Origin of the sequence: Kaistella faecalis, assembly GCF_019195395.1 — a bacterium.
Lineage (GTDB): Bacteria > Bacteroidota > Bacteroidia > Flavobacteriales > Weeksellaceae > Kaistella > Kaistella faecalis.
On sequence record NZ_CP078067.1, the window covers coordinates 2135151 to 2153385 of the forward strand.

At 39.1% G+C, this 18235-nt stretch carries 21 protein-coding genes; 13 read left to right on the top strand and 8 right to left on the bottom strand.

Translation table 11 applies throughout. From position 1 onward, the window contains the following. Window positions 1-166 precede the first annotated feature (166 nt). A complete protein-coding gene (gene alaS / locus KTV93_RS10080; protein ID WP_218248816.1) occupies window positions 167-2824 on the top strand; it encodes an alanine--tRNA ligase in 2658 nt (885 codons plus the stop codon). 115 nt (window positions 2825-2939) lie between these two features. Here the strand turns inward: alaS and KTV93_RS10085 are convergent, their stop codons facing one another. From KTV93_RS10085 to KTV93_RS10100, 4 genes are all read right to left on the bottom strand, one after another. After that, the gene (locus KTV93_RS10085; protein ID WP_218248817.1) at window positions 2940-3182 is read right to left on the bottom strand and encodes a hypothetical protein; all 243 of its coding nucleotides are present in this window, start codon (window positions 3180-3182) and stop codon (window positions 2940-2942) included. Window positions 3183-3271: 89 nt separating this feature from the next. Continuing rightward, on the bottom strand, window positions 3272-3766 hold the full coding sequence (locus KTV93_RS10090) for a GNAT family N-acetyltransferase (RefSeq protein WP_218248818.1): 495 nt from the start codon (window positions 3764-3766) through the stop codon (window positions 3272-3274). Between the two features lie 8 nt (window positions 3767-3774). Continuing rightward, on the bottom strand, window positions 3775-4980 hold the full coding sequence (locus KTV93_RS10095; protein ID WP_218248819.1) for a metallophosphoesterase: 1206 nt from the start codon (window positions 4978-4980) through the stop codon (window positions 3775-3777). A 62-nt stretch (window positions 4981-5042) separates the two neighbouring features. Continuing rightward, on the bottom strand, window positions 5043-6110 hold the full coding sequence (locus KTV93_RS10100) for a 3-oxoacyl-ACP synthase III family protein (protein ID WP_218248820.1): 1068 nt from the start codon (window positions 6108-6110) through the stop codon (window positions 5043-5045). A gap of 101 nt (window positions 6111-6211) precedes the next feature. Here KTV93_RS10100 and KTV93_RS10105 point away from each other — a divergent pair, with 101 nt between their 5' ends. From KTV93_RS10105 to rny, 6 genes are all read left to right on the top strand, one after another. After that, window positions 6212-6781 carry a hypothetical protein gene (locus tag KTV93_RS10105; RefSeq protein ID WP_218248821.1) on the top strand — a complete coding sequence of 190 codons (570 nt, stop codon included), beginning with the start codon at window positions 6212-6214 and terminating at the stop codon, window positions 6779-6781. A gap of 15 nt (window positions 6782-6796) precedes the next feature. Continuing rightward, on the top strand, window positions 6797-7516 hold the full coding sequence (ubiE, locus tag KTV93_RS10110) for a bifunctional demethylmenaquinone methyltransferase/2-methoxy-6-polyprenyl-1,4-benzoquinol methylase UbiE (RefSeq protein WP_218248822.1): 720 nt from the start codon (window positions 6797-6799) through the stop codon (window positions 7514-7516). Window position 7517: 1 nt separating this feature from the next. Further along, the gene (porT, locus tag KTV93_RS10115; RefSeq protein WP_218248823.1) at window positions 7518-8303 is read left to right on the top strand and encodes a type IX secretion/gliding motility protein PorT/SprT; all 786 of its coding nucleotides are present in this window, start codon (window positions 7518-7520) and stop codon (window positions 8301-8303) included. A 138-nt stretch (window positions 8304-8441) separates the two neighbouring features. Further along, window positions 8442-8744 carry a V-type ATPase subunit a family protein gene (locus KTV93_RS10120; RefSeq protein WP_218248824.1) on the top strand — a complete coding sequence of 101 codons (303 nt, stop codon included), beginning with the start codon at window positions 8442-8444 and terminating at the stop codon, window positions 8742-8744. Beyond that, complete coding sequence (locus tag KTV93_RS10125) at window positions 8744-9031, top strand: cell division protein ZapA (RefSeq protein WP_218248825.1); 288 nt, start codon at window positions 8744-8746, stop codon at window positions 9029-9031. Before KTV93_RS10120 ends, KTV93_RS10125 begins: the two co-directional genes overlap by 1 nt. Before the next feature lie 218 nt (window positions 9032-9249). Then, entirely contained in the window at window positions 9250-10821 is a 1572-nt protein-coding gene (gene rny, locus KTV93_RS10130) for a ribonuclease Y (RefSeq protein WP_218248826.1), read from the top strand. A 71-nt stretch (window positions 10822-10892) separates the two neighbouring features. Here rny and KTV93_RS10135 read toward each other — a convergent pair whose 3' ends face one another. Further along, window positions 10893-11357, bottom strand: a complete 465-nt coding sequence (locus tag KTV93_RS10135) for an acyl-CoA thioesterase (protein WP_218248827.1) — start codon at window positions 11355-11357, stop codon at window positions 10893-10895. A 71-nt stretch (window positions 11358-11428) separates the two neighbouring features. Between KTV93_RS10135 and KTV93_RS10140 the strand changes: the two genes are divergently transcribed. The 3 genes from KTV93_RS10140 to KTV93_RS10150 all read left to right on the top strand — a co-directional run bounded on the left by KTV93_RS10140 (window position 11429) and on the right by KTV93_RS10150 (window position 12695). Next, window positions 11429-11779: an arsenate reductase family protein gene (locus tag KTV93_RS10140; RefSeq protein WP_218248828.1), complete on the top strand. Its 351-nt coding sequence runs from the start codon at window positions 11429-11431 to the stop codon at window positions 11777-11779. A 107-nt stretch (window positions 11780-11886) separates the two neighbouring features. Next, on the top strand, window positions 11887-12123 hold the full coding sequence (locus tag KTV93_RS10145) for a hypothetical protein (RefSeq protein ID WP_218248829.1): 237 nt from the start codon (window positions 11887-11889) through the stop codon (window positions 12121-12123). 143 nt (window positions 12124-12266) lie between these two features. Next, window positions 12267-12695 (top strand): Hsp20/alpha crystallin family protein, encoded by a 429-nt coding sequence (locus KTV93_RS10150; protein ID WP_218248830.1) that lies wholly within the window; start codon window positions 12267-12269, stop codon window positions 12693-12695. Window positions 12696-12768: 73 nt separating this feature from the next. Here KTV93_RS10150 and gcvT read toward each other — a convergent pair whose 3' ends face one another. Continuing rightward, window positions 12769-13851 carry a glycine cleavage system aminomethyltransferase GcvT gene (gcvT, locus tag KTV93_RS10155; protein ID WP_218248831.1) on the bottom strand — a complete coding sequence of 361 codons (1083 nt, stop codon included), beginning with the start codon at window positions 13849-13851 and terminating at the stop codon, window positions 12769-12771. Between the two features lie 150 nt (window positions 13852-14001). Continuing rightward, the gene (gene idi, locus KTV93_RS10160) at window positions 14002-14514 is read right to left on the bottom strand and encodes an isopentenyl-diphosphate Delta-isomerase (protein ID WP_218248832.1); all 513 of its coding nucleotides are present in this window, start codon (window positions 14512-14514) and stop codon (window positions 14002-14004) included. Window positions 14515-14713: 199 nt separating this feature from the next. Here idi and KTV93_RS10165 point away from each other — a divergent pair, with 199 nt between their 5' ends. Together KTV93_RS10165 and KTV93_RS10170 are read left to right on the top strand one after the other, a co-directional pair. After that, on the top strand, window positions 14714-15115 hold the full coding sequence (locus KTV93_RS10165) for an LNS2 domain-containing protein (RefSeq protein WP_218248833.1): 402 nt from the start codon (window positions 14714-14716) through the stop codon (window positions 15113-15115). Window positions 15116-15121: 6 nt separating this feature from the next. Continuing rightward, window positions 15122-16081 (top strand): D-2-hydroxyacid dehydrogenase, encoded by a 960-nt coding sequence (locus KTV93_RS10170; protein ID WP_218248834.1) that lies wholly within the window; start codon window positions 15122-15124, stop codon window positions 16079-16081. 121 nt (window positions 16082-16202) lie between these two features. Here KTV93_RS10170 and mscL read toward each other — a convergent pair whose 3' ends face one another. Further along, window positions 16203-16574: a large conductance mechanosensitive channel protein MscL gene (mscL, locus tag KTV93_RS10175; RefSeq protein WP_218248835.1), complete on the bottom strand. Its 372-nt coding sequence runs from the start codon at window positions 16572-16574 to the stop codon at window positions 16203-16205. A gap of 142 nt (window positions 16575-16716) precedes the next feature. On the opposite strand from mscL, the gene KTV93_RS10180 reads away from it, so the two are divergent. Continuing rightward, window positions 16717-18228, top strand: coding sequence for an NAD(P)H-hydrate dehydratase (locus KTV93_RS10180; RefSeq protein ID WP_218248836.1), 1512 nt, complete (start codon window positions 16717-16719; stop codon window positions 18226-18228). Window positions 18229-18235 lie beyond the last annotated feature (7 nt).

The following is an 18235-nucleotide window of genomic DNA, read 5'->3' on the forward strand; positions in this document are numbered from 1 at the left end:
AAATCCGTCTCATTTTTAATGGGGCGGATTTTTTAGCCTCTATTGTTCTTCAACGCATTAGATTAATTTTGAAGATGCCTGGGTGGCTTCAGTTTTTAGTTCAAAATTTCCTAAATTTGCAATCTTACAGAAAAGCGTAAAAACAACGCAAAAAGCAAAACTAACTATGACTTCACAACAGATACGCCAGCAGTTTTTAGATTATTTTAAAGAAAAGGGACACTTAATCGTTCCTTCCGCACCTATTGTGCGAAAAGATGATCCCACGCTTATGTTCTCTAATTCAGGAATGACGCAGTTTAAGGATTATTTTCTCGGCTACAAAGAGCCAAAAGCGCCGAGAATTGCCGATACCCAAAAATGTCTGCGCGTTTCCGGAAAACATAACGATTTAGACGATGTTGGCCGTGATACCTATCATCACACGATGTTTGAAATGTTGGGAAACTGGTCATTTGGCGATTATTTCAAGAAAGAAGCCATCGGGTTTGCTTGGGAACTGCTTACAGAAGTGTATAAAATTCCGAAAGAAAATTTATACGTAACCATTTTTGAAGGTGATGCTTCCGAGAATCTGGAACGTGATCAGGATGCCTATAATTACTGGAAATCGCATATCGACGAAAGCCGAATCATCAACGGAAACAAGAAGGATAATTTCTGGGAAATGGGGGAGAGCGGACCTTGCGGACCATGTTCAGAAATCCATGTAGATTTAAGATCTGAAGAAGAAAAAGCTAAAGTTCCCGGAGTTGATTTAATCAATAATGACCACCCGCAGGTCGTTGAAATCTGGAACAACGTTTTCATGGAATTCAACAGGAAAGCCGACGGAAGTTTAGAGAAATTACCGGCACAGCACGTTGATACCGGAATGGGTTTTGAGCGTCTGTGTATGGCTTTGCAAGGCAAAAAATCGAATTACGATACTGATGTTTTCACACCTTTAATTGCTAAAGTTGAAGAACTTTCAGGTAAAAAATATACGGGAATTTTAGAAGACGAAAAAGATATCGCAATCCGTGTGGTTGTCGATCATATCAGAGCGGTTGCGTTTGCAATTGCGGACGGGCAGCTGCCTTCCAACGGCGGTGCCGGTTATGTGATCAGAAGAATTTTAAGAAGAGCGATTTCATATTCTTACCGTTTTTTAGGAATGAAAGAATCGTTCCTTTTCCAACTGGTGGCAGTTTTAAGAAATGAAATGGGAGATTTCTTCCCGGAGTTGGTGAAACAGCAGAAACTGGTTACAGAAGTGATCAAAGAAGAAGAATCTTCCTTCCTGAAAACCATCGAACACGGTCTGAAGCGAATTGATTTAATCATTAATGAAACCATTTTCAGAAACGAAAAAACACTTCCGGGTGCTGAGGTTTTTGAACTTTATGACACATACGGATTCCCGGCAGATTTATCAAGAATTATCGCTGAAGAAAAGCAGCTGACGGTTGATGAAAAAGGCTTTGATGAAGAAATGGAAAAGCAGAAACAGCGTTCCAAGAAATCATCTGCGCAGAAAGTTCACGACTGGGTGATTCTGGAAGAAAAGCAGGAAAGTTTCGTTGGTTACGACCAGACAGAAGCTGAAACATATATCACGCGGTACCGTAAAATCGAGAATAAGGACGGTGAATTTTATCAGATCGTTTTATCGAAATCTCCGTTTTATCCTGAAGGCGGCGGTCAAGTTGGCGACAAAGGAATTCTTATTCCAAGTTATACAGAAGGCTTTGATATTTCAAGTCCTGATGTTTTTAATATTACCAATTGTGGCGATATTATTGAGGTTTTAGAAACCAGAAAGGAAAATAATCTGATTGTTTCCCTGATTAAAGATTTACCGAAAGATGCTGGCGCTGTTTTTTATGCAAAAGTAAATACATCAGACCGCAAAAATACTCAGGCCAACCACTCGGTGACGCATTTATTACACGAAGCTTTACGTGAAGTTTTGGGAACTCACGTGGAACAGAAAGGTTCTTTCGTAGGTCCTGATTATCTCCGTTTTGATTTTTCACATTTCTCTAAAATGAGCGAAGAAGAACTGAAATTGGTGGAAGAGAAAGTTAATGTAAAAATCAAGGAGAATATTGCATTGCAGGAATTCAGAAACATTCCGATTGCAGAAGCGATGGAAAAAGGCGCAATGGCACTTTTCGGAGAAAAATATGGGGACAGCGTGCGAATGATTCAGTTCGGAAGTTCAAAAGAACTTTGTGGAGGAACACACGTGAAAAACACAGGCGAAATTGGATATTTCAAAATTCAGAATGAAAGTTCTACCGCTGCCGGAATCAGAAGAATTGAAGCGATTTCCGGTGATAAATCTGCGGAATATTTCAAAAATCTGGAAACACAGATCAAAGAAATTTCAGCTTTATTAAAATCAAAGGATTTAGCGAAATCTGTAGAAAAATTAATTGAGGAAAATTCAGTTTTAAAATCTGAAATCGAATCTTTGAAAAAAGAAAAAGCAAAAGGCGAAACCGCGAACTGGAAAAATGATTTTGCTGAAAGCGGTGACAAAAAACTGTTGGTTAAAAAAGTTTCAATGGATGCGGGAAGTGTGAAGGATATCGTGTTCCAGCTGAAAAAAGAAATTGAAAACTCAGTAATTATTATTATTTCTGATGCTGATCACAAGCCGATGATTACGGTGGGAGTTTCACAGGATCTGGAAACAAAATACCACGCAGGAAATATCGTGAAAGAACTGGCGAAAGAAATCCAGGGCGGCGGTGGCGGTAATCCAGGCTTTGCGACGGCAGGCGGAAAGAATCTGGCGGGCATCGAAAATGCTTATCAGAAAGCGCTTGAGATTTAATTTTTAAACACACATCAATAAAAAACCCGGATTCAGCATCCGGGTTTTTTGATAAAAAAAAGATCCCTTTCAAACAAGGGACCTTTATTAAGTGAAATATATGATGTGGTTTTTTTTATTTGTTTCCGCCACCTCTTGCAACCAACGCAATAATGACGATAAGAACTAATGCACCAATTACCCAAACTAAAGGATTGCTCATCCAGTCACCACTCATCGCGTCGCCGCCTTTGTTCATGTCTACGTCAACATTTAAATCGGCTGCTTTATCTTGAGCTTTAACTAATATTGTGGCGAAGTTTGCTGCCACTGCCAGTGCGAAAATCTGAATCTTTGTAAGTAGGTTAGAACGTGTCATAATTTAATTTTTTAATGTTATACTTCTGAGCATTCTAAAAGTGTACCAAAAATAAAATCACGTTCAAAAAAAGCAGGTTCAATTTGAGGTTATAAAATAAATTCCATCAGATAATCGTCCATTACAAAGCCATTTCCGATGTCAAAGACGTCTTCTTTATAAACGCTGAAACCCTGTGATTCATAAATTGATTTCGCATTATTTTCTTTATTTACATTTAAGATAATGCGTGAATCTCCGCTTTCGGATGTTTGTTTTTTAAGGAAATTCAATGCGGTTTTTCCGCAGCCTTTTCCTTTTGCATTCTCCACGAGATAGATTCTGTGGAGTTTAGTGGTTTGCAGTTCGTAATGATGTTCAAATCCGATAAAACCTACGGCAATATTTTCATTAAGAATTAAATAATAATGATAATTCCGATTCTGAAGATGCGCTGAGATTTCTTCAACCGAGTACATTTCGGCTAACATATAATCGATTTGTTCTTTAGAAAGAAGTTCTGCGTAGGCAGATTTCCATGATTTTTCTGCAAGTTCGCGAATCAGTGGAATATCTTTTTCTATTGCCTTTATTAGTGAAGTCATATCAAAATTTAACTCAGTTCAAAAAGGGTGATTTCTGGCTCGATACCAACTCTTCCAGGGAATGCAATTACCCCGAACCCGCGGTTTACATATAAATATTTGCCCTGACTTTCATATAAATCTGCCCATTTTTTATATCTGTACTGAACAGGCGACCAACGCACGTTTTTCAGATCAATGCCAAACTGCATTCCGTGCGTATGCCCTGAAAGCGTAAGCTGAACATTCGAAGGGTGATTTTTTACCACTTCATCAAAATGCGTCGGATCGTGGCTCATTAATATTTTTGCTGCTTCTGCTGGAACACCCAGAGCGGCTTTATTTAAGTCGCCGTATTGTGGAAAAGGCTTCAAACCCCAGTTTTCTACACCTAAGATATACAGTTTTTCACCGTTTTTTTCGATGAATCTGTGTTCATTCCGAAGCATCTCGAAACCGGCTTCTTTCTGAAACTTAATTAAATTAGGAACATTCTGTGCTTTTTCTTCTCTGGAATTCCATTCAGCATAATCGCCGTAATCATGATTTCCAAGCACTGAAAATTTTCCGTCCTTTGCCTTGATGCTAGCAAACAGTGGGATAAACGGTTTGAATTCGGTTGCAAAATTATTTACAATATCGCTCGTGCATAACACAAGATCAGCGTTCTGCTCATTGATTAAATTGATAGCTTTCTGAAGTTTTTCCGGATTGAAGAAGCTGCCGGAATGAATATCTGAAATCTGGATAATTTTATATCCTTTGAAACTTTCCGGCAAACCGGCAATTTTCAGTTTTACCCGCCGTACGCGGTGTCTGTATTTTCCGAAAACAATTCCATCAATGATCATGGCCGAAAAAGCGCCCGCTACCGCCAGCCCTATAATGCTTACAAATTTTCTTCTTTCAGGGAAGTAGGTTTCGGGTTTTACAAAAAAGGTAAACAGATAATTGAAGAATCGCGTGATATCTTCCATGAGCAATAGAAGGACGATGAAAAGTTTCGGAACCAGAAAAATCAGAAAAATTGAAGATACAATCTGAATCCGGTGGTGATCACGGTCGCTCCGTTTAAAATTCAGCAATTCATAAATAAAAAAGCCATAAACAAGTAGCGTTACTGCCCAATAACCCAGACGCAACCAATTGTTGGATGTGATGGTTCTGAAGGCCTGATAGACATAAAATTCAAGAATAAAAATGATTCCGGTAATGATTAAAAAATTTTTCTGCATAAAGTTTCATTAAAAAAGCACAAAATCGATTTTGTGCTTCTTATTATCTTTAAATATTTCTGTTAAGGAAATTTATATACGATCGCATTGATATTCATTCCTGCACCTACGGATGCAAAAACAATATGGCCTTTCTCCTTAAAGGACTGGTTTTTCATTTCCCCTTTAATAATTAAATCGAACATCGTAGGAATGGTGGCTACAGAAGAGTTGCCTAACTGCTGAATCGTCATTGGCGCAATGGCGTGGTCATAATCCTTTTTTCCGTAAAGTTTAAACAGCCGCGAGATCATCGCATAATCCATTTTAGCATTTGCCTGATGAATCAGGATTTTATCAATATCATCAATAGTCAATCCTGCCTTGTCAATAGTTTGTTTAATGGCGTCAGGCACATTTTTCAGCGCATATTCATAGATTTTTCGCCCGTGCATTCTAATGTAGAGTGGGCGGCGGTCTTCGTCCTGTTTAAGTGAAGGCGCGTTCTCTAAGTAATTAAGTTCGGTATCATTGTCGCAAATTGTGCAGTCGGCAATCATTCCTACATTCTCATCTTCAGTAGCTTTTACAACTACAGCTCCTGCACCGTCAGCAAAGATCATTTTGTTCCTGTCAAAAGCATCGGTTACACGGCTTAAGGTTTCTGAACCTACCACCAGAATTAGTTTTGCTTTTTTAGCTTTAATCAAGGTGTCGGCAAGAATCATTGCTTCAACCCAGCCCGGGCATCCGAAAATCATGTCGTAATTAATACAGCTGCGGTTTTTTATTCCGAGTTTATTTTTCACCCTGGCTGACATTGACGGCATGAAATTCGTCATTCCATTTTTGTCAACTTCTCCGAAATTACTGGCGTAAATAATATAATCTAAATCTTCCTGATCAATTTTGGCATCGTAGATCGCCTCTTTCGCAGCCTGAAAACCTAAATCGGAATTAAACTCATCATCCTCCAGATATCTTCGGTTTTCTATCTCAGTAATTTCTACAAACTTCTGAATGATTTCTTCATTGGGCTTATTTATTCTGTCGCCTTCATCGGTATAAAAAACCGAATCCATGAAGTGATCTCTGCCGATAATTTTAGTGGGAATATAACTTCCTGATCCTATTATGATTGTATTGGGCATGTTTTTTTATTGAAAAATTTCGGACAAAGTTAAGAATTATATTGTATCGGGTTGAATGAAAATTATTATTAAATTTGCAAAGGTTTTTTTGAACATCATATATGAGAATGAGTCCTGCCACTAAAGGTTTAATTATTTCGGTCATCGCTGTATTGTTTGCTTTTGGAGTTTACTTTTTGTTTTTGGCTAAAAAAAATTATTATCTTGTAGATAATCCCACAGGTGATACTTATTACTTCAAAATAAATAAAGGAGAGGAAAAAATTATCGGCGCAGGTCAAAAACTTGAGGTGAAGCTGAATAAGGGTAAAAACGGAATCCAGGTTTTTAACGCAAAGAAAGATTTACTTTATGATTCCGCGTTTGTGGTGAATAAAAACCGCGGTTTGGTAAATATTGCACATCAGGATTATTATATCAACGAACAGTTTTATGGCTATGGCCTTAACAAGGATTCTTTGATTACCGCCAGAAAATCTACAATCATCGACGGGAAGAAGTTTGTAAACGAGCCAAAACATTTCAATAAACTATATACCGACGAATTTTACTACAACATCGACGAAGATTACGATAAAATCGTAAAAAATGTGCAGAAAGTGGAATCCCGGACTAAAATCTTCCGAAAAGTTGATTTCCTCAACTATTACAAAGAGTATTACAAATTTTAAAAAAAAAACACAGCCTTGAATACAGTTAAGCCATACAATACCGAAGCCGGGAAAAAGCGTGAAGTTGAAGAAATGTTCGACAATATTGCTCCGAAATACGATCTGTTGAACCACGTACTTTCGATGAAAATCGATGTCCTTTGGCGAAATACACTCGTGAAATGGTTAAATAAAGACCAGCCAAATGAGGTTTTGGATGTGGCTACAGGAACGGGAGATCTCGCCATTACAGTTCACAAAGGAACGGGTGCAAAGGTTGTAGGTTTCGATTTGTCGCAGCAAATGCTGAATGTAGGTATTGATAAAATAAAAAAACTTAATTTAGACGGCGAGATCAGCATGATAAAAGGAGATGCCGAAAACATGCCTTTCGAAAGCAATAAATTCGATGCTGTTACCGTTGCTTTTGGAGTTAGAAATTTCGAGAATCTTGAAAAAGGTCTTGCTGAACTGAGAAGGGTAGTAAAGGAGAATAAAAGTGTTTATATCTTAGAATTTTCGAAGGTGGAAGGCTTTATGGGACCTTTATACATGTTTTACTTTAAAAATATTCTGCCGCAGATCGGTAAATTAGTATCTAAAGACAACCGTGCTTATACTTATCTTCCGGACTCTGTAAACGCATTTCCGTTCGGGGAGAAGATGAAAAATATCTTGCTTCAGACAGGATTTAAGACGGTAGAATATAAAAAACTAAGCTTAGGTATCGCAACGATTTATAAGGCAACCAAATAGTATGAGGAACACCGTATTGAAAATTAATTTAATTACCGCAATTTTTGTAGTATCCTCGCTTAATGCGCAACTCTTCCGAAACAAAGACCGGATGGATAATCTGGAAGGTTTTGATAACCAGAAATTCAGTTACGGATTTTTTCTAGCGGGCAATAATTACGATTATAAGATGGTGCTGAATCCTATGTTTGGCATGGATGGCCAGAAAAATCTTGTGCAGAGTAAATCTTCTTACAGTTTCGGAGCCGGATTAATAGGCAAACTACGGCTGAATGATCATTTCGATTTAAGATTTGAGCCCGGACTTCAGTTTGTAGAACGTGAACTGATGTTCAACACCCAATCAAACGACCAGTATGCGGGCGGAACCAACTCCAATACACCCTTCACACCCAGAACTTTAACGGACGCAGATAAACTCAGAACCGTGAAATCTACCTATGTGGATTTACCTCTTTTAATAGAAGTTCATGGGGACAGATGGTACAATTCACGTCCATATGCAGCAGCAGGAGTTAACTGGATGATGAATCTTCAGTCGAATAGCAAAGCCGCAGATGATAATTCACAGGGACTTTTCCGTACAACCGCGAGTAATTTCGCGTGGTCAGCAGAACTCGGGATTCAGTTTTATTTCAGCAGATTTAAACTGACGCCGGGATTCCGCGGTACATTTATGATCAATGACGAAATGGTTGCAGATAATCCAGATACCCCGCCTTACTGGACTTCCGCAATCAGCAGTGCCAAAACACGGGCGCTGATGTTCGTTCTTAAATTCGAATAAATTTTGACTTACAATATTACTAAAGAGAAGACAATCAGTGTCTTCTCTTTTTTATTTCAAGATATTTTTAAATATTCTGCCAATTCAAATTAAAATTTTATATTTTTGCTTAATAGTTAGAATTAATTAAGCCTGAAAATGCTCAAGGATTTAGAAAATAATTTTTCGGTTTTAGAAAAAAGGATTTTGAACGTAAGCAAGAATTACCAGAATCTGAACGAAAAATATTTGGAATTATCACAGGAGCATGAAACACTGAAGAAGAAATATGATGAGGAAAGAAAAAAAAGCCAGGTTTTAGCAGAAGAACAAAAACATATAAAGCTTTACTCAGCAATTACCGGTAACCCAGATCATAACCGACTGATGAAAAATCACATCAACAGGTTGATTAAAGAAGTGGATCACTGTATTGCAGAACTTCAAAACAGCGGATTGTAATGGAAGTAAGAAGAATTACCATCAGCATTGCCGGAAGAAATTATCCGCTCAATGTTCCCGCTGCAGAAGAAGAAACCCTTCGGAAAGTAGGGAAACAGATTGAAGTGATGATTAAAGATTTTGAACAGAATTTTGATGTGAGAGATAAGCAGGATGCCCTCGCGATGTGTGCCTTAAAACTCGGTACCAATGCAGAAGTATCCGTTATCACAAACGAAAAAAACATAAATGCTTCCAACGAGCGGTTGATGAAAATTAATCAGCTGCTGGAAGAATTGGAAAAGTAGATTTTTCTTTTCCGCAAACAACTGCCTACAATAGTTCTAACACATTACAGGTAAACTCAACGCTAAACAATTACCGGACGAAAGTTCACTTAATGGCGCGCCGACTTGCTCGGATTACAGAAAGTGGAAATCAGTTCAAATCGTGTTGATTAGGAGTTTACTCTATATCACTGAATTATTGTGGGCTTTTTTTATTGATGACAATTTAAACTAAGTATATGACAACAACCGCCATTATTATCGGTATTGTTTGCCTTGTAATCGGAGCTGTAATCGGAATGTTATTTTCCAGAAGTTCCCTTAATGCAAAGGCAAAATTCATCGTACAGGATGCAAAGAAAAATGCCGAAAACCTTATAGAAAAAGCCACCGTTCAGGCAGAATCCATCAGAAAGGAAAAACAGCTGCAGGCAAAAGAAAAATTCATGGAACTGAAATCTCAGCACGACGCTGATATCCAGGCCCGCGAAAAGAAAATGCAGGATGCTGAAAAGAGAATCAAAGACAAAGAAAACAAACTCAACGACGAACTGAGTAAAACCGGGAAATTAGAGAAAGATCTGGACCGTCAAATTTCCGATTACGGTAAAAAACACGAAATTCTCGAAAGAAAACAGCAGGAACTTGATGTTGCAACCGCCCAGAAAGTTGAAATGCTGGAAAAAATAGCCAATTACTCTGCCGAAGATGCCAGAAACGAATTGGTAGAAGCCATGAAATCTGAAGCGAAGACAAGAGCGCAGGCCCATGTTCAGAGCATTATGGAGGAAGCCAACCTGAACGCAAAACAGGAAGCAAGAAAGATCGTTATCCAGACCATTCAGAGAATCGGGACCGAGCAGGCGATTGAAAATTCAGTATCGGTGTTCAATATTGAATCTGATGAGGTAAAAGGTAGAATTATCGGTAGAGAAGGTAGAAATATCCGTGCTTTAGAAGCTGCAACGGGTGTTGAAATCATCGTTGACGATACCCCGGAAGCAATCCTCCTTTCCTGTTTCGATCCTGTAAGAAGAGAGATCGCAAGACTTTCGCTTCACCGATTGGTTACCGACGGAAGAATTCACCCCGCGAGAATCGAAGAAGTGGTAGAGAAAACCAAGAAACATATTGAGGAAGAAATTATCGAGGTTGGTAAAAGAACCGTTATCGATTTAGGCGTTCATGGTTTACATCCGGAATTGGTGAAGATTGTAGGCCGTATGAAATTCCGTTCGTCTTACGGGCAAAACCTCCTTCAGCACTCCAGAGAGGTTGCGAACATCGCTGCTACCATGGCGGCAGAATTAGGATTAAATGTTAAGTTGGCTAAAAGAGCAGGTTTACTTCACGATATCGGTAAGGTTCCTGAGCAGGAATCTGAACTTCCACATGCACTTTTAGGAATGCAGTGGGCAGAGAAATACGGCGAAAATGCGGAAGTGGTAAACGCAATTGGTGCCCACCACGACGAGGTTGAAATGACTTCATTGCTTTCACCGATCATTCAGGTAGCTGATGCGATTTCCGGAGCGAGACCAGGTGCGAGACGTCAGGTTCTGGAATCCTATATCCAGAGACTGAAAGATCTGGAAGCTGCTGCGTTAAGTTTTGACGGTGTTTCCAGTGCTTATGCGATTCAGGCTGGACGTGAGCTACGCGTGATGGTTGAAAGCGGAAAAGTAAGCGACGATAAATCTGCACAGCTTTCTTATGATATTTCAGAGAAAATTCAGAATGAACTTACATATCCCGGACAGGTAAGAGTAACGGTTATCCGCGAAACCAGATCGGTTAATATTGCAAGATAATTCTGATTTGAACAACATTAAAAATCCTTCCATTGTTTTGGAAGGATTTTTTTTGAAGAATTATAGATTTTTTAGAGAAAGGGCTTCATTTCGTCCTCGATATTTTTCCGCAGATCCATGAGTTTAATGGCGTATTTTACCATCTGCTTCTGATGTTCGGTTTCAGGGATAAATTCGGGAACCCGTACGGAATTTCCCTCATCATCTACCGCGACGAAAACAATAATACAGTGCGTCTTTTTTTCGAATTCGTTGCGTTTAATATTTCTGGAAAAAACATTAATTGCAATTTGCATACTTGTGGTTCCGGTATAAATCACTTCGGCTTCAACTTTTACGATGTGACCGATTTTTATTGGCGAATAAAAACGGATTCCACCTACATAAACGGTTACACAGTAGCTGGAACTCCAGGAACTTGCACACGCGTAGCCCGCCTGATCTATCCATTTCATAACGCTGCCGCCATGAACATTTCCTCCATAATTCACGTCGCTGGGTTCCGAAATAAACTGAAAGACCGTTTTAGTCACCATTATTTTCTTAAATTTAAATAAAGATATTGATTAAATTTTTAAATTCCTTTTATAAACCCTATTTTTGAAACATGAAAAAAGTATTTTATTTAAAAACCTGCGATACCTGTTTGAAAATTCTTAAGAAATTTAATCTGAAGGATTGGGAGCACCGGGAAATAAAAATAAATCCTGTAACTCCTGAAGAACTGGAGGAAATGTACAAACTTGCGGGTTCATATGAAGCGCTTTTCAGTAAAAAATCTAACCAGATCAAACTCCGTGAGATCGACGCTAAGACGCTGCAGGAAAACGACTATAAAGAACTGATCCTTGATCATTATACTTTTTTGAAGCGCCCGGTATTTATGACAGATAAAGAAATTTTTATCGGCAGCGAAAAGAAAACTGTTGAAGCATTACGCGCACATTTTGCAGATTAAACCATGAAATTCCTTGCGGTTTTTCTCTTTTTCCTTACCGTGAATTTACAGCACAGACTGTTTACAAAACCCCCACAGGCACAAAATATCATTTATCAGACTGCCGGATGGTAAACAATGTGTCTTCCGCATTAAGTGTAGAGAAAGCCCTGAAAGAAGGTTTAGCACCGTGTAAAATTTGTGAGCCGCCAATTGGAACGGTTTCCGGTCTGGTTTCAAAGCCTAAGAAAGCCTCAGGCCAGAATTCTACCAACCGCTGTTTCGCCACTACAAAAGCAGGAACACGCTGCAAGAGAAATACAAGTATCGGCAACAATTTCTGCTTCCAGCATTTGCCGGACTAAGTTCCATACTTTACGTTCTGAATGTGACATAATTTCCTGAAGATCAGCTTTGTTAAGTAATTTTGTCCGCGAATTGTCGCGGGCATTTTTTTTGCGTAAAACATACTAATCTTATCAAATGTTTAACTTTTAAATTTAATGTCATGTCAAATTTAATCAGAAGAAACAGCTTTTTCGATGACTTTATTACAAAGGATTTGTTTGAGTTCAACAGACCCAAATTTGCACAGTCTGAATTAACCTTGCCGTCCGTGAATGTGAAAGAACTTGATAATGGTTTCGAAATCCAAGTAGCTGCGCCAGGCATTAAGAAAGAAGATTTCAAGATTAATCTGGAGCGCAATGTTTTAACCATTTCCAGTGAAAGCAAAACCGAGAACGAGGAAAGGGATGAGAAGGGAGCATTTACCCGCCGTGAGTTTAATTACAGCTCATTCAGCCGTTCCTTCACGCTGCCGGAAGACGTGGAATCCGAAAAGATAGAAGCGGCCTATGAAGACGGTATTCTGAAGATCACGGTTCCGAAAAAAGAGGTAACCATGCAGAATGTGAAGACGATTGAAGTGAAATAAAATTAGTTGACTGTAATAAACAAAAAACCGTTTGAATTTTCAAACGGTTTTTATTTATATCGAAAGAGGTCTTTTATACAAAAGGAAGTTTTACCACTTTCGCAGGAATACTTTTATTTCTGATCTGAATAAAAATATCAGAACCTACTTTAAAGTTTGGTTTGGCGACATAAGCCAATCCAATTCCGATATTTTTCATGGGACTCATGGTTCCCGATGTTACTTTTCCGATTTCGTTGCCTTCAGCATCTACCACAAGATAATCGTGTCTTGGGATTGCTCTTTCCTGCATTTCAAAGCCGACCAGTTTTCTGGTAACCCCTTCTTCTTTTTGTTTTGCAAAAGTTTCTTTGTCTACAAAATCTTTATCAAATTTGGTAATCCAGCCCAAACCGGCTTCCATTGGCGATGTGGTGTCATCAATATCGTTTCCGTAAAGACAGAATCCTTTTTCTAACCTCAAAGTATCTCTGGAAGCTAATCCGCACGGCATTAAACCGAATTCTTCGCCAGCTTCGGTTAACGCATCCCACATTTTTACCGCGTCTTCATTTTTAAAATAAATTTCGAAACCACCGCTTCCCGTATAACCGGTGTTGGAGATAATCACGTTGGAAATTCCGGCAACGATACCTTCACTAAAATGATAAAATGGAATTTCTGCAAGATTAGAATCTGTAAGTTTCTGCAGCGTTTCCGCAGCTTTCGGACCCTGAACCGCAATCAGCGACATTTCATCTGAAGCATTCGTCAGTTGAGCACCGAATTTTTCGTTGTATTTGGAGATATGGTCCCAGTCTTTCTCAATATTGGAAGCGTTTACCACCACAAAATATTTTTCGTCTGCCATTTTGTAAACGATAAGGTCATCTACAATTCCGCCGCTTCCATTAGGCAGACAGGTGTATTGTGCTTTTCCGTCTTCCAGGGTGTCAACGTTGTTGGTCGTAACATACTGCAGCAAATCTTTTGCGGTAGGGCCTTCAACGAAAAACTGTCCCATGTGTGAAACATCAAAAATTCCAACTTTTTCGCGTACAGCAAAATGCTCATCAGTAACTCCGGAATATTGCACAGGCATTTCAAAACCTGCAAAAGGCACCATTTTTGCGCCCAGAGCAACATGCTTGTCAAACAGGGCAGTCTTTTTATTCATTTCTTCTAATTTATTTTATTGTTTTTATTTAGGAGCATTGGCTCAGTTTTTTATCCTAAAACCCGTCCCGCTTTCCGCTGTATCTTTTGCTTTGCTGCGCTTCGCAAAAGGATGCCACTTCAATCGGGGCTATAATTTAGCGTAGTTTTTTTATTCGAGGTGTTGCTTGTATTCTTTAAGAATAATTTTAAACCATTCCGTGAAACTTTCCGGATTTGCCGACATTTCCTTATCCAGTTCATCAATAGAAATATACCGAACTTCCGAAACTTCCTCTTCATTCAGTTTAAATTCTCCTTCGAAATTTCCGGTGAAGACATGATCCAGTTCGTGTTCCCACAAATTCTGGCCTACATCTGCCTTATAAAGAAAATTAAACCGGTAAGTTAGCGGCGTTTCGATTCCCAATTCTTCCTTCAACCGGCGTTCTGCGGCTTCCAAATAGGTTTCCTCCAGTCGCGGGTGCGAGCATACTGCGTTGGTCCACTGGTTAGGCGAATGGTATTTGTCGGCAGCTCTTTTCTGCAACAGCATTTCACCTTTGTCATTAAATAAAAAAACTGAAAATGCACGATGCAGAATCCCATTTTCATGAGCCTGCATTTTATCCATGACGCCTAGAATTTCGTCCTTTTCAGAAACTAAAACCACTTGTTCTTCCATATCACACAAATTTAAGTTTTAAAAATTAGGTACTCAAATTTTTGTGAAATTTTAATAACCCAACCATTAAAAATCACCGGTCACAATTAATGTTATCTTACGTTTTCTGGCAGATTTTATGGCATCCATTTGCGGATTTTAGATTTATATGCCTGTGAACCAACGAAAATTTGTAATTTTGCTCCTTAAAATTCAAGCGATGGAATTAGAATATAAAGACCATTTAAGCCCGATGTTGAAGGGCGATATCAAGAACTATCTTATCGATATCGATGGCACCATAACTGATGATGTACCCAATGAAGAGCCGGAACGAATGGTCGATTGCGAACCCTATCCGGATGCGCTGGAAACCATTAACCGCTGGTACGACCAGGGGCATATCATCTGCTTTTTTACATCGCGTACAGAGAACCTGAAGCAGATTACCATCGACTGGTTAGATAAACACGGGTTTAAATATCACAGCGTTTTGTGCGGAAAACCGCGCGGCGGAAATTATCACTGGATCGATAACCATTTGGTCAGAGCAACAAGATACAAAGGAAAATTCACCGATTTGGTTGAAAAACAGGTCACCATTGAAGTATTTAAAGATTAAGGAAGAATGAAGATTTTAGCAAACGACGGATTAGACCAATCAGGGATCGATGCCCTAACCGAAAAGGGTTTCGAGGTAATTACCACTAAGATTCCCCAGGAATTGTTAGTGGATTACATCAACGAAAATAATATCAGAACAGTTTTAGTAAGAAGCGCGACACAGATTCGCAAAGATTTAATCGATGCATGTCCGTCGATCGAAATTATCGGTCGTGGTGGTGTAGGAATGGATAATATTGATGTGGATTATGCACGATCGAAAAATATTCACGTAATCAACACGCCGTCAGCATCATCTGAATCTGTGGCGGAATTGGTATTTGCTCATTTGTTTTCCGGTGCTAGGTTTTTGCCGGATTCTAACCGCAAAATGCCCGTAATAGGCGATTCCGAATTCGCGAAACTCAAAAAATCTTACGAAAAAGGAATTGAACTCCGCGGTAAAACCATAGGCATCATCGGAATGGGAAGAATCGGCCAGGAAGTGGCAAGAATAGCCCTCGGTTTAGGGATGCGTGTAATCGCGGCAGACAGTAATGTAGGCAGAGCAAGTATTAAAGTTAAGTTTTACAATAATCAGTTCATTAATGTTGATATTGAAACCGAGCCGCTTGAAGGAGTTTTAAAACATGCTGATTTTATCACCCTTCACGTTCCCGCGCAAAAAGATGGCTACATGATTGGTGAAGAGGAATTTGCGCTCATGAAAGAAGGCGTAGCTATCGTCAACTGTTCCCGAGGTGGAGTTATTGACGAAGAAGCTCTGGTTGCAGCATTGAATTCCGGTAAAGTTGCGTTCGCAGGGCTGGATGTTTTTATGAACGAACCCACTCCGTCAAAAGAGATTCTAAATCATCCGAAAATCTCCCTTACTCCGCATACGGGAGCTTCGACTGTAGAGGCGCAGGACAGAATTGGACTGTCGCTGGCTGAACAGATTTGCAGCATTTTGCAGGTATATTAGGAAAAAATATGTTTTAACAAATAATGAAACACGCTTTACGGCGTGTTTTTTTAGTATTCAATACAGGTAGCAAAAACAAAAACCCGGAAGATTCCGGGTTTAGTTTTTTATAATGATACAGTTATTTATTCTTCAAAAGGTCGCGGATTTCTGCAAGCAAAACTTCTTCATTGCTAGGTCCTGCTGGAGCTTCTACTGCAGGTTTGTTTACTTTATTCACCGCTTTGATCAGCATGAATAATACCATGGCAATAATTAGGAAACTGATGATTGCAGAGAGAAAATTTCCGTATTTCACCCCATTCCAAGTCAATTCCGAAATATTTTTCAAGTTTGCCGCTTCCAAAGCAGGGTTAAGCAATAGTGGAGTGATAACATCATCTACAAATGAAGTGATAATTTTACCAAAAGCACCGCCAATTATAACGGCAACAGCCAAATCCACTACATTTCCTTTAAATGCAAATTCTTTAAATTCCTGTACAAGTCCCATAATTTAAGTTTTTAAGTTACTCAAATGTAATAAATAAATTTATAATCGTGCGGGTTGTCTGCAAAAAGTTAGCTTATCAATATTTTTTATAAAATTTTATGAATCTGAAATTATTTAAGTAATTTTATTTAAACAAATGATAATGAAAATATTTACTTCACCCCAAATCGGAAAGTGTGACGCTTTCACGGTTGAAAACGAGCCTGTCACTTCACTGAAGCTTATGGAACGAGCAGCAACCGCCTGTGCAGAATGGCTCTGCACAAGATTCTCCGGCCCAATGGAATACCACATTTTCTGTGGCCCCGGAAACAACGGAGGCGATGGCTTTGCAATTGCAAGGCTGCTCTATCACAAGGGTTTTGATGTGAATGTTTATCTGGATACTAATGCCATCCTTAGTACTGATGCCTTAATCAATTTTGAAAGAGTTAAAGACATTTACGGTGTAGAAATTATAGATTTCAATCGGACTGAAGAATCCGAGTTTGGTGAAAACAGTGTCTTAGTGGATGCACTTTTTGGAACCGGATTGAGCAGAAATCCGGAAGGGAATTACGCTGATCTTATTATGAAGCTAAACCGATCCCGCCTTCCGAAAATTTCTATCGATATTCCTTCCGGCCTTTTTGCGGATCAGCTCTCAGATGACAATGCTGTAGTTTTTAAAGCAGATGAAACCTTAAGTTTCCAGTTCTGGAAAACTTCATTCCTACACCCGGAAACCGGAAAGTACTGCGGTAGAATTCATGTTTTGGATATCGGTTTAAGTAAGGATTTTATCGCTGACGAACCGACCGGATTTTATGTTGTTGACGAGGATTTAATTCAGAAAATTTATGAGCGACGAGAAGATTTCTCTCATAAAGGAAATTACGGTAAAGCTACTGTTGCAGCGGGAAGTTTCGGAAAAATAGGTGCCGCAGTTTTGGGTGCAAAGGCTGCATTGAGGTCGGGATGTGGTATCACTTATATCCTTGCGCCAAAATGTGGTTACGAAATTTTACAGGCGAGTTGTCCGGAAGCAATGTATATTTCCGGAGGCGCGGATTTCATCAGTAACTTTAATGTGGATGATGATTCGGTCGTAGGAATCGGTCCCGGTTTGGGGAAAGAGCCGGAAACAGAAAATGCATTTTTACAGTTTTTAAAAATGTATAATAAACCTTTGGTTTTGGATGCTGATGCGCTGAATATTTTGGCAGCAAAATCCGACAATCTTAAATTAATCCCGCAGAATTCAATCATAACTCCCCATCCCAAAGAATTCGAACGTCTGTTCGGAAAGACTGAGAACTCTTTCGAAAGATTAAAACTGGCAAAAGAAAAAGCTAAAGAACTTGGGATTTATATTGTTTTAAAAGATCACCGTACCCAAATCATTACTCCTGATGAGAAGGTTTTTTACAATATCACAGGGAATTCCGGAATGGCAAAAGGTGGCAGTGGTGATGTCTTATTGGGCATACTTACTGCGCTTTTAGCACAAAATTACACACCTGAAATTGCGGCTGTTTTCGGAGTTTGGCTTCATGGCAAAGCAGGTGATTTTGCAGTTAAAAAACATTCTAAGGAAGCCATGCTGTCCACTGATTTAATCTGTGAAATTGGGGAAACCTTTAAATATTTAAATAAAAAAACCCTTCAAAATTAATTGAAGG

Bases quoted from the DNA above. Each gene is read 5' to 3' on its own strand.
- KTV93_RS10150 (WP_218248830.1), top strand. From the start codon at position 12,267: ATGTCAAATTTAATCAGAAGAAACAGCTTTTTCGATGACTTTATTACA.
- KTV93_RS10180 (WP_218248836.1), top strand. From the start codon at position 16,717: ATGAAAATATTTACTTCACCCCAAATCGGAAAGTGTGACGCTTTCACG.
- porT (WP_218248823.1), top strand. From the start codon at position 7,518: ATGAGGAACACCGTATTGAAAATTAATTTAATTACCGCAATTTTTGTA.
- alaS (WP_218248816.1), top strand. From the start codon at position 167: ATGACTTCACAACAGATACGCCAGCAGTTTTTAGATTATTTTAAAGAA.
- idi (WP_218248832.1), bottom strand. From the start codon at position 14,514: ATGGAAGAACAAGTGGTTTTAGTTTCTGAAAAGGACGAAATTCTAGGC.
- KTV93_RS10095 (WP_218248819.1), bottom strand. From the start codon at position 4,980: ATGCAGAAAAATTTTTTAATCATTACCGGAATCATTTTTATTCTTGAA.
- mscL (WP_218248835.1), bottom strand. From the start codon at position 16,574: ATGGGACTTGTACAGGAATTTAAAGAATTTGCATTTAAAGGAAATGTA.
- KTV93_RS10145 (WP_218248829.1), top strand. From the start codon at position 11,887: ATGGTAAACAATGTGTCTTCCGCATTAAGTGTAGAGAAAGCCCTGAAA.
- KTV93_RS10090 (WP_218248818.1), bottom strand. From the start codon at position 3,766: ATGACTTCACTAATAAAGGCAATAGAAAAAGATATTCCACTGATTCGC.
- KTV93_RS10100 (WP_218248820.1), bottom strand. From the start codon at position 6,110: ATGCCCAATACAATCATAATAGGATCAGGAAGTTATATTCCCACTAAA.
- rny (WP_218248826.1), top strand. From the start codon at position 9,250: ATGACAACAACCGCCATTATTATCGGTATTGTTTGCCTTGTAATCGGA.
- gcvT (WP_218248831.1), bottom strand. From the start codon at position 13,851: ATGAATAAAAAGACTGCCCTGTTTGACAAGCATGTTGCTCTGGGCGCA.
- KTV93_RS10120 (WP_218248824.1), top strand. From the start codon at position 8,442: ATGCTCAAGGATTTAGAAAATAATTTTTCGGTTTTAGAAAAAAGGATT.
- KTV93_RS10105 (WP_218248821.1), top strand. From the start codon at position 6,212: ATGAGAATGAGTCCTGCCACTAAAGGTTTAATTATTTCGGTCATCGCT.
- KTV93_RS10140 (WP_218248828.1), top strand. From the start codon at position 11,429: ATGAAAAAAGTATTTTATTTAAAAACCTGCGATACCTGTTTGAAAATT.
- KTV93_RS10135 (WP_218248827.1), bottom strand. From the start codon at position 11,357: ATGGTGACTAAAACGGTCTTTCAGTTTATTTCGGAACCCAGCGACGTG.
- KTV93_RS10085 (WP_218248817.1), bottom strand. From the start codon at position 3,182: ATGACACGTTCTAACCTACTTACAAAGATTCAGATTTTCGCACTGGCA.
- KTV93_RS10125 (WP_218248825.1), top strand. From the start codon at position 8,744: ATGGAAGTAAGAAGAATTACCATCAGCATTGCCGGAAGAAATTATCCG.
- KTV93_RS10165 (WP_218248833.1), top strand. From the start codon at position 14,714: ATGGAATTAGAATATAAAGACCATTTAAGCCCGATGTTGAAGGGCGAT.
- KTV93_RS10170 (WP_218248834.1), top strand. From the start codon at position 15,122: ATGAAGATTTTAGCAAACGACGGATTAGACCAATCAGGGATCGATGCC.